This window comes from Marininema mesophilum (assembly GCF_900106775.1).
Taxonomy (GTDB): Bacteria; Bacillota; Bacilli; order Thermoactinomycetales; family DSM-45169; genus Marininema; species Marininema mesophilum.
The window spans coordinates 20,421-36,796 of record NZ_FNNQ01000015.1; the positions used below are offsets into that span (position 1 = coordinate 20,421).

Genomic DNA, 16,376 nt, shown 5'->3' on the forward strand with positions numbered 1-16,376 from the left:
CTGTACGCACCTTCTTTGCAATCACCGATGAACCCTCTCCATCTCAAATAGATTGACATCCCGGCAGTGTTGGATCATTTTTTGGGCAGCGGGTTCATCGATGGGGTTCCACTGAAAGCTCATCTTCTCTAACAACAGCATCGTTATTTCCGAACGAATATGAAATAGCGTATGGTTTTTTAGTTCTTCAACAGCAGGAATTTCATCCCCGATACTGTGTACTTGAATGTTGTAGATGTCTGACTCATAACGCTGGATTCTCTTTTCATCGAAGACATAATCTATGAATTCATCGATGGCCACCTTTTTCATCTCTAGCATTAAACTAGGATAGGTGAGCAGTTCAGATAAACTAATAAACTCTGGGTTACAAATATGATGGGTCTCATTGAGGATCTCTTCTTTATCAAATAGAGAGATTATCGCTTGGCTTACATCATCGATACAAGAAAAGTCCAAGTCTCTTTCCATCTCAGGAATCCAACCGATTTTTACATAGGATTGGATGATCGAGTAGATCGCGTTTTGTTTTATGTTTTTTTGAAACTTCCCGGATGTAGAGTCAAAAGCGATATTCCCCACCCGGAAAATATTCACCTTCAACCCTTTTCCCCGTGCCTCCATCAGCATTTTTTCCGCGTCTAGCTTAGTTTTTGGATAGGGATTATCGATAACTTGTCCCAGATCATGATCAAACTCTGTGTACATGAGATCGTGCTCCCCATCGATCTGACCAGAAGCCACTGCTAGGGTAGAAATATGATTAAAATCCTTGCTTCTACCCACGCTAGCAAAATCGATCAAGTGCTGTGTGGCCAGGGAATTGGCTACATAGGATTCTTCATATTTCCCATAGTGACTAACATTGGCCGCAGCATGCATCACACATTGGATGGTTTCACTCAACCGCTGATATACCGAGGTGTCCAAACCTAAATCAGCCTTTGTTAAGTCACCACAGTATACAAAAATGCGTTCCTTCTCTTTCTCCAGCAGTCGTGAGCCAAAAGTCTCTGCTAACTTTTCTTTGACTCTCTCTTCTGCTTTTCCTTGCTCATCGCTGCGCACAATCAGATGAAGGCAGCTTTCTGTATGATGTAGTAAATCTCGTAGCAAATAGGAGCCAAGATACCCCGTACTTCCTGTCAATAAAATATCGGAGTACGTTACCCGATGAGTGAGATCTTTTTCCTGATAGACTTGTTTCTTCTTGTTATACAGCCGGGCGACCTCACCAAAATTGAGCTGTGCCTCCCTTTCCCTGCCAATTCGTTCACGTAAAGCATGGAGGTAGGTTTTTAGCTTATTTTTATTCACCCGTTGCCCATCACTCCGCACCTGGATCTGTTCGGCAAGATCTAGCGGACGAGGATATTCAAATAAGTCATTGATCGAAAGGTGAAACTCCTTCTGTAAACGTGCCACGACATTGACTGCGGTTAAGGAGCTACCCCCCAGATCAAAAAAATCATCTTCCCGTTTAATGTGTTGTACCCCTGTGACCTCCCGATACGCGGCCATGATTTTTTGTTCTGTAGCTGTTAAAGGAGGCCCTTCTATCTCCTCTTCAAAACCGCTATTGAGGGCAGTGCTCTCCTTCTGCGGCAAAGGAATGGTACTCTCTAATCTACGGTCACTGACCCCATCCCTCTGTGGTTGGATGCGAAAAAGCTGTCGGTCAAAGGGATAGGTAGGCAAAGGGATACGGAAACGTCTCTCCCCTGAGAAAAACTGCATCCAGTCTACCTTCACTCCAGAAGCATGAAGCTTTGCGATATTTTGTAGCAAAAAGCGATAATCAGAGCCCTTTTCTTTGCTGGTAGGTACGGTGGTAGCCACGAGATGAGTGGAGGGCTTAGGTAGATGTTGTCTAACCAACGTACTTAACCCACGACCAGGCCCTACTTCCAGCAAAATCTGATTCGTATCCTTCAATAGTTCCTTGACACCTTGAGAGAATTGTACGGTTTGACGTAGGTGTGTCACCCAATATTCTGGATCTGTTGCATCTGCGGAAGTGATCCATGTCCCCGTTACGTTTGAGATATAAGGAATCTTGGGTTCATGAAAGTCCATGGTCTTCGCTTTTTCCCTAAAAGCGTGAAGAATCGGCTCCATCATGGCAGAGTGAAAAGCATGGGAAGTGATCAATTTTTTATATTGGATTTCCTCTTGGGCAAAGGAGTCGAGTAGCTCCTCCATCTCCTTATCTGGACCTGCAACCACACAGAGTGAAGGTGCATTCTCTACAGCGAGGGAGAGGTTTCCCTTCAAGCGAGGAAGTATGTTATCCTTTGGCGCCATCACGCTAACCATGCTACCAGGGGCTACTCCCTGCATCAGTTCTGCCCGGGTGGATATAAACCGGAGTGCATTTTCTAACGAGAGGACACCCGATAAACAAGCAGCAACATATTCACCGACACTGTGTCCAATGAAACGATCGGGGCGAATCCCCCATGACATCAGGGTTTTTGCCAAGGCATATTCAAAGATAAAAACAGCGGGCTGAGTATTCATCGTCTGATGAATGTGATCCTGCTCGCTTACCTCTGTCCTTGTTGGAAAAAGGATCTCTTTAAAGTCATCACCGCGGACTCTTTGTAAAATAGCACAACAGCGATCCACTTCCTCGCGAAAAACCTTTTCTTCTCTGTATAGATCCCGCCCCATATTTGGGTATTGAGACCCCTGCCCCGGAAAAAGAAAGGTAATCGGTTGGCTGGACTTACCTGCTACAGTAATGGGAGATGACTTGGTTAACTGATTTGCGGATAATTGTTCTTTTGCTTCTTTGCTATCCGAGACCACCCAGGTTCGGTTGTACCTGCACTTCTTTCTACCAATCAATAATGTATAGGCGATATCTGCTATGTTTACATCGGGATGTTGTTCCAAATAAGTAAGTAGCCGCTTTCCCTGTTCATCCAGGGATTTTTTTGATTGGGCAGAGAGTGCCAACACATGATCGCTTCTTCCTGGATCGGATTCTCCTCGATCAGGGGCTTCCTCCAAAATAGCATGGGCGTTCGTCCCCCCTATACCAAAGGAACTTACCCCAGCTCGTAATGGAGAGGATGACGGCCTCCATTCCTGCAATTGTGTATTCACATAAAAAGGACTATTGGCAAAGTCGATTTTCTCATTGGGTTGTTCAAAGTTAATACTTGAGGGGATTAATCGATGCTTCAAGGAAAGAGCCGTTTTTATAAACCCGGCAATCCCTGCCGCATTATCTAGATGGCCAATGTTTGCTTTCACAGATCCAAGCGCACAGTAGTTGCGCTTATTTGTATGAAAGGCTACTTTAAGACCCTCAACCTCAATTGGATCGCCTAATACCGTGCCTGTACCATGGGTTTCTACGTAGGAGATGCTTTCCGGCTCTACCTCTGCCATCTGATGAGCCGCTCTAATCGCTTCCGCTTGACCATCCACACTAGGGGCAGTGAAGCTGATTTTATCCGCTCCATCATTATTGATCGCTGTTCCCTTTACTACCGCATAGATGTTATCCCCAGCGGCTATCGCATCCTCTAGTCGCTTGAGGACAACCACCCCTGCTCCATTTCCATTGACGGTCCCCTTTGCGCCAGCATCAAAAGGACGGCAGTGACCATCTGGGGACATAATCATCCCCTCTTGATAAAAATAGCCTCGCTTTTCTGGGAGGGTGATTGAAACCCCACCCGCTAAAGCCATATCACAATCCCCACTCAATAGCGCCTGAGCCGCCAAATGTACTGCGACTAACGACGAAGAACAAGCCGTTTGTACGGTATAACTGGGGCCCTTTAAATTTAATTGATGAGAAAGGCGTGTACTGAAAAACTGGGAACTATTGAGCAACAACGCTTCTCTCATAAAATCACCAGCATGTTGGAAAACCGTGTTCATCCAATAAAGATTCGTTCCGCTACCGATGTAGACCCCAACTAGCTCCTCCATCTCATCGGTAGCATAACCACTATGCTCCAGCGCCTCCCATGCACACTCATGGAGCACTTTCACCTGGGGGTCCATCACTTCTGCTTCACGGGGGGAATAACCAAATAAGTGATGATCAAACCACTCGGTTCCGGCAATTGCCCCGCCCGCCTTCACGTACTCCGGATGCCGGATCGTCTCCCAGTCGATACCCGCATCTCGCAGTTCCTCATCAGAAAAGTGAGTGACCGACTCAACTCCATTTTTGAGATTTTCCCAGAAAGCATCGATATGACTACCACCAGGAAATCGACAAGCCATACCGACAATAGCGATCTCCAAACCATTACTTGTACTAGTCATTTTAATCCCCGCTTTTTTTTCATTCTCTGTTTTAAGCGATTCTTAGACTCCTTCATCACCTGACTTCGATCCGCCGCTTCTCTTGTCCCTTCCCGTGAATCCCCTTGTAATTGCTTTGCAAGGGAGTAGATAGTGGTATATCGGAACAAGGCTACTACGGGCATCTCGATGTTCAGCTCTTCTCGCAAGCGATTACTCACCTGTATCACCGTGAGAGAGTTTCCGCCAAGATCAAAGAAATGATCGTGTAAACCTACCTGTTTTACACCAAGGATTTGTTGCCAAATCGATGCGATGGCTTTTTCTAAAGGAGTAACTGGTTCGGTATAGTTGGTACCTTGGGACATATACTGATCGTCCGTCTTCTCCTGCAACTGTTTGATATCGACTTTATCGCTTGAGGTTAACGGGAGCTGATCCAGCCTTACAAAATGAGCTGGGATCATATAGTGAGGAACGATTTCCTCTAAAAAAGATCGCAACTCAGCAATCATCATCCTCTCATCCGTCACCACATAAGCACACAAATACAAGTCCCCATCAGGTGTACTTTTGGGAATGACGACGGCGTCTGTCACCCGAGGGTGTTTGACAAGATGAACGTTGATCTCATTGGGTTCAATTCGTACGCCTTTGATCTTTACCTGATGATCCTCTCTACCGATATACTGGATCTTTCCATCGGGTAACCACCTTACAAGATCACCTGTGCGATACATCCTCTCCCCCGGAGCAAAGGGATTTTCCATAAATCGCTCCTGAGTTAGCTCCAATCGATTACGATATCCACGTGCTACTCCCGCTCCACCGATCCATAGCTCTCCCGTCACACCGATGGGAACAGGATGAAGCGCTGGATTCAGGATATAAGCCTTATAATTGGTCAAGGGCTTCCCAATCGGTAGGCTTGTTCCTTGTACGACTCCATCACAGATGTAACAGGTTGCATAGATAGTTGCTTCCGTGGGTCCATATAGATTGACGATCTTCTCTGCCTGTATCGATGCCTGCAATTGATCGTATAGCTTCGTTGTAAACGCTTCCCCAGCTAACATGATGGTACGTAAGCGAGGGCGTGTATCAAGATTAGCTAACAAGGCATTCATATGGGCAGGTACAGCCCCCATCACATCTACCTGATTCTCTTCAATAAACGACCATAATCTTTTAGGATCGACTGTTGTCTCTTTCTCCGGAATAAAGAGTTGACCACCCGATAAGAAGGGGAGGAGCAATTGTTGCACCGAAACATCAAAGGTGAATTTAGCCAATAGCAGATGGCTGAAGGATGCATCAAATTCCAATGTAGTAATTAGCCCTAACAACTGATTAACAATTTGCCTGTGTTCAACCATGACACCCTTTGGTCGACCTGTCGTCCCCGAGGTATAGATCACATAGGCCAAATCCTCTGGGCTATTTTCTAGCTGAAGAGGAGAACCATCCTCCTGAACGATCTCTTCATCCGCAAAATCAAGCACTTCCTGTTCCAGGGTGAAACGACTGGTAAACTGAGACTGCATCAGTACGTGTTTACAGCCACTGTCTTGTAAAATGTAGTCGACCCTACCCTCAGGAAAATCAGGGTCGATGGGTAAATAGGCACCACCCGATTTTAAGACTGCCCATACTCCGATAACCATCTCTAGTGATGGCTCTGCAACAATCGCTACAATCGACTTTTTGTCTACCCCTTTTCTTCTTAAGTAGCGAGCCAGCTGATTGGCACGCTTATCCAACTCCACATAGGTTAACTCTTCTCCTCCATAACTAAGTGCTAACGAAGTAGGTGTACGTTTTACTTGCTCTGCAAACAAATCAGGAAGGATCTGCTGATCGAGAACATCCCCTGCTGTCGTATTAAAGTCGATAAGAATCTTTTTCTCTTCTTGCTTTGGCAGGAATCGGACCTCCCGCAAAAGGATATCCCCTTTGCTACTCACCGCATCCAGTAACTGAATAAACTGCTCCGCCATGCGATCCATCGTTTCCTGCACAAAAAGTGCTGTCCGATACTGAAAGTCAAAGGAGATTGATTCTTTATTTTCAAAGGCATGAATGGATAGATCAAACTGTGTCATCCCTGTTTCCAGAGAGTGTTTATGAAAGGAGAGCTCTCCAGTATCGATCACACTCGGCTCATTCTCCAGGGTAAATAAAACATCAAACAACGGATTTCGCTCCGTGTTCCGTTGCACACCCAATTGATCCACCAACAATTCAAAGGGATAATCCTCATGGTCAAGGGCATTAAGGGTGTTCTCTTTAACCTCAGCTAGTAATTGATTAAAGGACTGATCCCCTCTTGGGAAATTTCTCATCACGACGGTGTTGACGAACATGCCCATTAACGCTTCCAAACCGGGTCGGTTTCTCCCTGAAACCGGCGAACCAATGGCAATATCCTCTTGACCTGTATACTTGTACAATAGGGTATTGAAGGCAGAGAGCAACACCATATAGAGAGTGGTTCCATGTGTAGCAGCCAAGCTTCGCAAACGGGATGTTAACTCAGCACTCGTTTCGATAGAGACGCGGTCGCCCATAAAATGCTGGGAAGGTTGGCGAGGGAAATCGGTATTTAACTGCAACACGGGTACGTCGTTTTTAAATACCTCTAACCAATAGGCTTCGTTCTTTTTAAAAAGTTCACTTTGATTCATCCTCTGTTGCCATACCGCATAGTCACGATACTGCAAGGTTGGGCTTACAGGATGATCCCCATCATAGTGACGAATAAACTCTCTCATCACTAATTCCATCGAAATGCCGTCGAAAATAATATGGTGAGCATCCGTCAGTAACAAGTGTTTTTTATGATCCACCTGGAGTACCTTTACGCGGAATAATGGAGCATGCTCCAGATCAAATGGTTGAATAAAGCGCTGTACATGGTCTTCTAGTTCTTCCTCTTTCACTTCAGCAAAATCAACGATGTTCTCCATATGGGGATGAATCCGCTGAACTAATTCACCCTCTGCAAAAGCAAAGGAAGTGCGGAGAGATTCATGGTGTTCCATCAACCGTTGAATCGCCTCGGATAACTTTTCTCGATTCAAGTTCCCTTCAATCATCGTCGCAGTGGGTAGGTTGTAGGCGACAGAATTTTCTTCTAGTTGCCACAGAATAAACAGCCGCTTCTGTTGAGAGGAGACCGGATAATATTCTCTTTGCTCCGTGGGGTGGATGGATTGGTTTCCTAGTTCCTGTCGCTGAGAAACTAGCAGGGCTAGCTCTCTCACTGTTGGCTGACGAAAGATTTCGCTTAGATGTAGGCTCGTCTCTAATTGATCGTTCACCTTTAATAGGATTGCAGCGGCCTTTAACGAGTGACCACCTAGCTGAAAGAAGTCATCATCCAAACCAACCTTCTTAACTTCAAGCACTTCAGCCCATATTTGCGCAATCCGTTGTTCTATTTCATTTTCGGGTGCAACAAATGTAGCGCTTGCTGTCGCACCTAGATTCGTAGTAGGTAGCTTTTTTCGATTGATTTTCCCATTCTGAGTCAATGGCATTTGATCCAACTGAGTGATGTAACCTGGAACCATATACTCTGGTAATCGCTCGGCTAGAAAGCTCCGCAGTTGTTGGATGGGCACAGACACATCCGCCACAAAATAGGCACTCAATGTTTGGGTTCCAATCGAGTCCTCCAGACTGATGACAACAACTTCCTCCACATCCGGGTGCTTCACCATACACGTCTCAATCTCACCTAACTCCACTCGGAAGCCTCTGATTTTGGTTTGGTGATCGATTCTACCGATATACTCAATCGTGCCATCTGGTAACCAACGTGCAAGATCCCCTGTCTTATACACCTTTTTCTCATAGATAGTAGAAAGATTCACAAACTTACTCGCTGTTCTTGCTTGAGCTTTGTAGTAGCCACGCCCCAAACTAATTCCACTGACACATAGTTCCCCCATTACGCCTACAGGGAGTGGATTCATATTGGAATCTACCATATAAACTTCCACATGGGGGATTGGCTTCCCAATGGAAACAGGATTGAGTGCTCTAATCTCTTCATGGCTAACTTTGTAGAATGTAGTGATATCTGTACACTCTGTAGGACCATAAGTATTAAACATTTCACAGTGACAGTTCGTCGATAAAATCCATGGTTGTAGCTTCTTGGTGTTCAACGATTCTCCACCCAATACCACATTCTTCAAGGAGGAAAGTTTTATATAATTTGATTTTTTATTATAATCCAACAACGGATAAAAGGCGCTGGGTGCACAATTTAACGTAGTAATTTGATGATTAATAATATCATCAGAAATCTTATGATAGTCATAGATCCCAGGGTCAATAATCCTTAGACACCCCCCTGAGATAAGAGGCGCAAATAGGTTTTTATGGGCAGTATCGAAGCTCATCGGAGCCATCATCAACACATTTTCCATGTCAACTTCACGAATATACCACGTGAGTAAATTCACAAAGGAATTTCTCTTCAGCATCGCTGCCTTTGGTTCACCTGTGGTTCCTGATGTAAATAGGATGTACATCAGACCGTCAGCCGCATAGGTCAGACCAAGATTCTCCTCCATCGATGGTGAATTAGCTTCCTTAGCTAGAACCTTATCGATATCGATGGTATGAATGTGCCCAGGAGCGTCATAGTGGATATCGCCCGTTTTCAATAATATCTCTACATTGGAATTGGTTAATAGATAATCAATCCGCTCTGTTGGGTAATTGGGATCAATCGACAGGTATGCTCCCCCCGATTTCACAATTCCTAAAAAGCCAACAGGCATTTCAAGAGACCGTTCCACTAGGATGCCTACAATCGATCCTTCGCCGACACCCTCTTCCACTAACCGGTGAGCAATACGATTGACCTTCCTGTTCAATTCCTTGTAGCTCACTTGTTGATCCTTAAAGCCTACCGCAATCTCATCTGGCGTCTTAACTACTTGTCCCTCAAATAATTCAACCACGAATCTGGTTTCTGGCGGCTCAGTAGCCGTGTCGTTAAATTGGTAGAGGACTCGATCTTTTTCCTCTTCGGATAACATACTAATCTCAGAGAGTAGACCAGTAGGGTTACGAACTCCAGAGAGGAGCACTTGATTTAGTTGATCAAGTACTCGGCGTAACTGCTCATGTTTCCTTTGATCCTTAAAAGACACCTTGCATTCTATCTGTTCACCGATCACATTAAATTGAAAGATCGTATCCGCATAAGAAGGGTACTCAAAATCGATATTCTGGATATTTTGCATCGCCACCATCGTGCGCGGACTTAACGAAGGCGGTGTCGATGAATCCTTTTCCAACAACTTGCTCAATTGATCGTAGGAGACTCTTTGATGTTTATTCGCTTCAACAATATTTTGTTGTACCTCGAGGAGCAGCTCCTTAAAGGTAAGCTCACTCCGCAGATATTGCCTAATAATCAGGGGATGATCTTGAAATGATACGCCTGATTTCGACTGTAGTACGGGTATTCCCAAAGATACGTCTTGATTTCTTGTATAGATAGAAAGCAGATACTGAATTCCACTGACCAGAATAATGAAAATTCCATACTCTGAACCTCTACCCAAAGCACTGATTTCCCGGGATAGCTCCTCAGGAAGCGAGTACTGAAATTGATGGATCTCTGCAGGATTTACTCCCGTTTTTCGCTCATGTAGCACAAAGCTACCCATACTCATATCCGCTGACAACTTATTGAGCCAAAACTGCTCTTCTTTCGTTACCTCCGTTGACGGCAAAGTCGTAGTATCCATGAGAACCTCCTCTTACCGATGACCGACTCGATCATTTCGGTGTCCGATTTCTTCACTAATCGTCCTCGCAAGTTCTTCATAATGATCATTGATAAAAAAATGACCTCCTGGATAACCCCACACATGAAAATGACTCGTTGTATACTCACGCCATTTTTTTATCGCTTCTTCATCCACATCGTCCTCTTCTCCGTATAGGCCGATTATCGGAGAAGGTACTTTAGACTCTTCTTTTATGAATCGATACTCTTCAACTAATCGAAAGTCCGCTCGTAGAATCGGAGAAAAAATGCTGAATAAATCCTGATTATCAAGAACTTCTTGGGGTGTCCCCTTCAATTCTTGAATCTCTTTTTTAAAAGCATCATCTGGTAGGTGATGGATGGAGCGATCACGTGGCTGATCAGGAGCCTTTACACCTGAAAGATATAGATGGGCAGGTGGTTGGTATCCTTCCCTTATCACTTTTTTACAAAGTTCATAGGCGATCAACCCCCCCATACTATGACCAAAAAAAGAGTAATTTGCTGATCCAATCGTGTGCTTCAACTGATGAAATAAGTCCTCTGTCGCATCATCCATCTGTTGATAGAATGGCTCACTCCATCGTTTTCCCCTGCCTGCATACTCTACCGGATAACATTCAATCCCATGAAGTAAGTGTTTTCGCCACTTTGCATAGACCGATGCGGCTCCCCCAGCATAGGGAAAGCAGAATAGAACTTGTTTAGTCATCAAACATCCCTCACATTCTCATATCACAAGTTTACTAAGTTGCTCTTCGATTTTTTTCACGACTGGATAACCCGATGCACATGGTTTATTTTTTATAGAGAGGATTATATTTACATAGACAGAACTACAATGAACAAGCCATATTAACAAGTAATTTGAAACATTTCGATGAATGAATCCATGTCTGATCTATACATATTTCATATCGTTCTATCTTTAATAAGTAGATGTGCTGCCCCAGAAGGGAAGTAGGGCTTTGGAATACGGAGGGATTCTGATTGTGAAAAAATCAGAACAGTGAGGTAGTTAGTAGATTCATCACGCGTTGACTTGTTATTCAACACCGTGTGTAGAAATCTATATTTCAATTACTGGACTCCATCATCATAACCTATCTCGAATGTGGAATGCCACCCTTAAATTACAAAATTCATCATGTGATGGGATCTCAAGTAACTTCACAAAATCCAGAGATTATACGGCCTGACTGAGGCGAATAGATTGCTAAGGATCCTATTCAATAAAATGACACCATTTATTTTTTGAAACTTAATAAATACATCTATGTTAATTAACATTAATGGTGTATTATGATGGTAGTTAATTTTCACTATTTTACAGGAGGACTGATAACTGCCTGTCAATTAAGAATACTTATACTCCTACAACAGTCGCTTATTTCAACCGTCGGCCTGATCAAGTTCACCTACTATTCTTCCAGCTTCCCGATCAATCGCGTGATTGTTACCCTCGCTTCTTTTTTGTGTAGCGTGCATGTTCCTCTATCACTTGAACACCTTTCTTTTGACCCTATCATGCTATGAAAATTAGATTACATGACGCTATGTTCCCATGATCCTATTATGAGATGGTTATTTTCGTGTGTGAAACTCGATTTGCATGCTCCTAAAGGAGGGATTACAAAACTAAGATCAATATATCAGCTATCTCTTCTGACTATTCTGAATAATAATCAATCCTTCGCTATCTGAATTTATAACAGTCAGTGATTTATAGGCACACTAATTAATTGATAGAGGAAGAGGGAGTGCTTCCCATGAATACGTCCATAAACCAATTACATTCACATCAAGAAATGCAAAAATATCATTTTTCCCCGGTGATAGTGAAAAAGATCCGTCAGTTGCAACAGCGTAATAACTGGTACAATTTTTTTGCCATTGGACTCGATTGGCTCATCATTGCCTCAGCGATCGGTATGTACTATCTATATCCTTCTATTTGGGTCTATCTATTAACGATTACGATCATTGGTAGTCGCATGCGTGGGTTGGATATCATGATGCATGAATCGAGCCATCATATGCTCTTTAAAAATCGCAAACTAAACAAGTGGGTAGCAAGCTTTTTCGCCGCTTTCCCCATCCTGATCTCCCACCATGCTTATCGTAAGGGACATATGGTCCATCACAAATATTTGTGGAGTGAAATGGATCCAGACTTTCAAAGATATCAGTTGGTCGGCTTAGATACACCACCTACCAGTCGTATTCAATTTTTACTTCGCCACTGCCTACGCCCCTTATTCTTAATTCACCTTCCTATCTATTTAATGGGCATGCTAAAAGTAACCATGTATGCAAAGGATGAACCTCGTTTTGATGTAGTGATCCGCGTTACCTACTGGACATTGATTATTACCGCATCCATCGTATTTGATTTTTGGTTAGAGTTCATTCTCTTCTGGTTTGTGCCCTTTTTCACAACCTTACAGATTATTAAATACTGGGCTGAGATGGCTGAACATGCTGGACTGGAATCTGATAATGAATTATTTGCTTCCAGAAATTCCTTTGGAAATTGGTTCGAACGTAAATTAATCCACCCCCATCGGAATTCTTTCCACTTAGTTCATCATCTCTTCCCAGCCGTTCCTCACTATAACATCAAGAAAGCCCATCTGCTTCTTATGGAAGATCCCGAGTATCAAAAAGCCCATCATTGTACGGGGTTCTTCCTCTCCCTCGCCCCGGGTTTCTCCTCTGTGATCGATGATGTTCAAGGGCGTATTCCCTTTTGGAACAAGATGAAAAAATCCAATTAAATTACATCGTTACACACCGTTCCATTATCAACCGTTCCAAACCCATTTAAATGACCTAAGCCCGGGGTTACCAGGCTTAGGTCATTTAAAACATCATAGGGTGACTAAATTATTTGTCAAATTGACATTCATTCATCCGTTCCGAACCTGTTCACTATCCACCATTTCATCAATCGATTTGGCAATCGGTAGCAATCCCACATCCACATTGGCTAGGATATGAGCTTGCGCCTTCGACTTCGTATAATAGGTGGATCGTAACCTTACTCCCGGATCACTACCAAACACCAGATACTTAAATACCTTATCTTCTCTCTTCAACATCCAAACCCCATAACCATAATACACCTGATCATTGCTATGGACATGGGGTGTCAACATCTGTTTCGTCACTTTTTCTCCCATCAACTGATGTTGAGTAAGGGCATTCCAGAACTTCTCCAGATCTCGCACAGTTGTAAAGGCGCCTCCATCAGGACCCCCTTTGATCGGAACCGAGTAGATATTGGTTTTCCAGGATTGATTCTCTTCATCGTCGATATAACCGAGCGCTGTTCGTGCTGGCAATTGATCCAACCGATAGTATCCCGAATCATCCATCCCACTCACGCGGAAGATATTCTCTTCAACATACTGCGTAAAGGGAGTTCCTGTCACTTGTTCAACAATCAACCCTAGTAAAATAAACCCTGCATTACTATATGAAAACTTCTCCCCTGGGTTAAATTTCATTGGCTGATCCTTAAACATCGGAAGGAAATCCCCAGGACATTGAATGGAATACATCGGTGTAGCTACCCACAATTCCTCAAAATCATCCATGATTTCCTCATCAAAATAATCAGGGGCCCCTGAAGTATGGGTTAACAGTTGGTGGATCGTTATATCATCGTGGAACTGTTGAAAGGACACGCCTACACAATCCTTCAGGTATGTATCGAAGGTTAGCTTTCCTTGCTCAACCAATTGGCAAATCGCCACCGCTGCAAATATTTTGCACCCCGATGCCATTCCAAACCTTGTCCGCTCTGTATTACTAATTTGCTCACTGCGGTTGGCAAATCCATACCCACTTGCAAAAAACTGCTCATGATCCCGAACCAATATCGAACCAGAGAACGCCTGAGCTTGATAGTGTTTGCGAATAATATCTTCCACTTTATTTTTTAGATTCATTTCTCCACAACCTCTCTTTCTATTTTTCAGCTCCCCTTAATACAATCCACAAATAATAAATAAACACTTTATTACTAATATATCAGAAGAATACGAGTACGCAAATTCTTCTCATCACTCTGAAAATCCACTGAACCCTTCACCTTCCCAATAGATACAAGTTGCCCAAAAGAGGAAATCCACCGCTAAACAAGAAGAAAAAAACAATAAATAGCGTCCCATAATAGACGCTTACATCCAAGGAGGAGCACTATGGGAACCACTTTGCAAGGACAGAAGGATAAAGCGAGTGCCTTCAGCCAATTACATCTTGACCCAACCATCCTCGTCCTCCCCAATGCTTGGGATGTCGCCAGTGCAAAAATTTATGAACGAAAAGGTTTTGCTGCGGTAGGTACGACTAGCGCAGGGATCGCTGCCTCCCTCGGCTACCCTGATGGAGAGTATGTACCTAAACATTTATTGATGGAAACAACCAAACGAATCACCGATCATCTTGCTATCCCCGTAACTGCTGATATTGTCAATGGATATGGTAGCACTTACGCAGAAGTACTGGATACCGTCCGTACCATCATCGAATGTGGTGTAGTGGGGATCAACATTGAAGATGGTCTTCCTAACCATACCCTAGAAAAAATAGAAAGCCAGTCGGAAAAAATCCGCGCGATCCGGCAATTAGCGGATACACTGGATATCCCTCTGGTCATTAATGCACGGATCGATACCTATTGGTCACAAATCGGTGAACCAAGCATCCGGCAAGAACAAACAATCCAACGAGCAAACACCTACCTTAGAGCCGGTGCTGACTCCATTTTCATTCCGAGTGTGAGCGATCCAGCAACCATCCAGACCTTTGTCTCCATGATTAACGGACCTATCAACATCTTAGCTGGCCCACATTCCCCTTGTATTTCAGAATTGGAGCAATGGGGAGTCTCCCGCGTCAGTTTTGGTTCAGGACCCATCCGTAGAATCTTTACTCATATCGAAGCCATCGCAGATGAAATCGCCAGTCAGGGTACCTATCACACCCTAACTGATCCCATGCCCTATAGCGAATTGAACCACCTATCAGAGTGATCCCACCTCTCCTTTCCTTGAAAAGGGCTCATCCGTTTTTCCTATTCGTTTATGCAACATCGTTCGTAACGTGATCAGAGAGAAAAACAAAACAAAGATCCCTGATGTTAAGAAGACCACCCCTACACTCACGTACTCAGCAGTCACTCCTGCAATCATTCCACTAAAGGGTACCGCTAAAAAGGACACCATCCGAGTGGAGCTTATTACACGACCGAGTAATTCTTTAGGGACGACCTCTTGTCGCAAGGTAAACCAATTAATCGCAAGTAGTGTAGTAGAACCGAGGATCACCATTCTGCAAAGCACGAGACCAATCACAAAGGACTGCGAAACTACCAACATCACTTGCCCAACCCCGATGGCGAATCCTGCATAGATCATCAAATTACCACGTGGGATGTGTTTCATCCGATTCGCTAGATAGATGGCAAGGAATGAGCCCGCCATCTGACACGAAAATATGATCCCGATCTCAGGAGCTGGTAACTTTAGATGCCCTTTTAAATAAAACATAAACAGTGCTTCCACCGCTCCATAACCCACATTAATCAGAAAGATAAAGAGGGTGCCTAGCCAGATGATCTTCGTTCGAAATACATAGCGAAGACCTTCCTTGATCGGTTGAACAATCGCGGGCATTCCCGATTTTTTCTCCACCTTATGTAAAGTGACCATAGACACAAACATCGCCGATAACACAAAGGATAAACTATCTACATACAACACATTCGCCGTACCCAACAAAGCGACCATCACCCCCGCAATCGAGGGTCCGGTAAATGTGGTAATCGTCTCAACAAATTTAAACAGTGAATTTCCCTGAACCAGGTTGTCGTTCTGTAGCACTTCAGGTACAACCGATTCAAAGCACGGGTGGTAAAAAGCACTCACGCTGGCTATACAAAAAATCACCACATAAACCATCCACACTTCAAGCACACCAAAGCTGTAGGCCAGAGGTACAGTAACGATCAATAAAGAAGAGGTGATATCTCCGATCACCATAATCTTTTTCTTGCTCATTTGATCAGCTAAGGCGCCACCAAAAAGGCTGAATAAGACCATTGGCAAAATCTCTAACACGTAACCGAAGGCCATTAAACTAGGGGATTTTGTTAATTCATACACGAGAAGGGGAAGTGCGATCAAAAAAAAGGAATCTCCCAATTTACTGATGGACATCCCAGCCAATAGCTTCACATAATTCTTATTTTTCAGTACCACAGGAATCTTCATCCACATAGCTCCTTTACAAGGAATAAGAAAGTGGG

The 16,376-nt window shown here is 43.8% G+C and carries 7 protein-coding genes; 2 read left to right on the forward strand and 5 right to left on the reverse strand.

Translation table 11 applies throughout. From position 1 onward, the window contains the following. Positions 1-21: 21 nt before the first annotated feature. Genes BLV90_RS13380 through BLV90_RS13390 form a run of 3 tightly spaced genes read right to left on the reverse strand, consistent with a single transcriptional unit; the run spans position 22 to position 10,775 of the window. A complete protein-coding gene (locus tag BLV90_RS13380) occupies positions 22-4,290 on the reverse strand; it encodes a type I polyketide synthase (protein ID WP_091742049.1) in 4,269 nt (1,422 codons plus the stop codon). Next, entirely contained in the window at positions 4,287-10,040 is a 5,754-nt protein-coding gene (locus BLV90_RS13385) for a non-ribosomal peptide synthetase (RefSeq protein ID WP_091742052.1), read from the reverse strand. Before BLV90_RS13385 ends, BLV90_RS13380 begins: the two co-directional genes overlap by 4 nt. Positions 10,041-10,052: 12 nt before the next feature. Next, complete coding sequence (locus tag BLV90_RS13390) at positions 10,053-10,775, reverse strand: thioesterase II family protein (RefSeq protein ID WP_091742055.1); 723 nt, start codon at positions 10,773-10,775, stop codon at positions 10,053-10,055. 1,057 nt (positions 10,776-11,832) lie between these two features. Between BLV90_RS13390 and BLV90_RS13395 the strand changes: the two genes are divergently transcribed. After that, a complete protein-coding gene (locus BLV90_RS13395) occupies positions 11,833-12,840 on the forward strand; it encodes a fatty acid desaturase family protein (protein ID WP_091742058.1) in 1,008 nt (335 codons plus the stop codon). Between the two features lie 132 nt (positions 12,841-12,972). Here BLV90_RS13395 and BLV90_RS13400 read toward each other — a convergent pair whose 3' ends face one another. Continuing rightward, positions 12,973-14,016, reverse strand: a complete 1,044-nt coding sequence (locus tag BLV90_RS13400) for a serine hydrolase domain-containing protein (RefSeq protein WP_091742061.1) — start codon at positions 14,014-14,016, stop codon at positions 12,973-12,975. A gap of 252 nt (positions 14,017-14,268) precedes the next feature. Here BLV90_RS13400 and BLV90_RS13405 point away from each other — a divergent pair, with 252 nt between their 5' ends. Then, the gene (locus BLV90_RS13405; RefSeq protein ID WP_091742064.1) at positions 14,269-15,102 is read left to right on the forward strand and encodes an isocitrate lyase/PEP mutase family protein; all 834 of its coding nucleotides are present in this window, start codon (positions 14,269-14,271) and stop codon (positions 15,100-15,102) included. Here BLV90_RS13405 and BLV90_RS13410 read toward each other — a convergent pair. Beyond that, the gene (locus tag BLV90_RS13410) at positions 15,094-16,341 is read right to left on the reverse strand and encodes an MFS transporter (protein WP_177168067.1); all 1,248 of its coding nucleotides are present in this window, start codon (positions 16,339-16,341) and stop codon (positions 15,094-15,096) included. The genes BLV90_RS13405 and BLV90_RS13410 overlap by 9 nt on opposite strands. Positions 16,342-16,376: the final 35 nt, after the last annotated feature.

Bases quoted from the DNA above. Each gene is read 5' to 3' on its own strand.
- BLV90_RS13385 (WP_091742052.1), bottom strand. From the start codon at position 10,040: ATGGATACTACGACTTTGCCGTCAACGGAGGTAACGAAAGAAGAGCAG.
- BLV90_RS13390 (WP_091742055.1), bottom strand. From the start codon at position 10,775: ATGACTAAACAAGTTCTATTCTGCTTTCCCTATGCTGGGGGAGCCGCA.
- BLV90_RS13395 (WP_091742058.1), top strand. From the start codon at position 11,833: ATGAATACGTCCATAAACCAATTACATTCACATCAAGAAATGCAAAAA.
- BLV90_RS13400 (WP_091742061.1), bottom strand. From the start codon at position 14,016: ATGAATCTAAAAAATAAAGTGGAAGATATTATTCGCAAACACTATCAA.
- BLV90_RS13410 (WP_177168067.1), bottom strand. From the start codon at position 16,341: ATGAAGATTCCTGTGGTACTGAAAAATAAGAATTATGTGAAGCTATTG.
- BLV90_RS13405 (WP_091742064.1), top strand. From the start codon at position 14,269: ATGGGAACCACTTTGCAAGGACAGAAGGATAAAGCGAGTGCCTTCAGC.
- BLV90_RS13380 (WP_091742049.1), bottom strand. From the start codon at position 4,290: ATGACTAGTACAAGTAATGGTTTGGAGATCGCTATTGTCGGTATGGCT.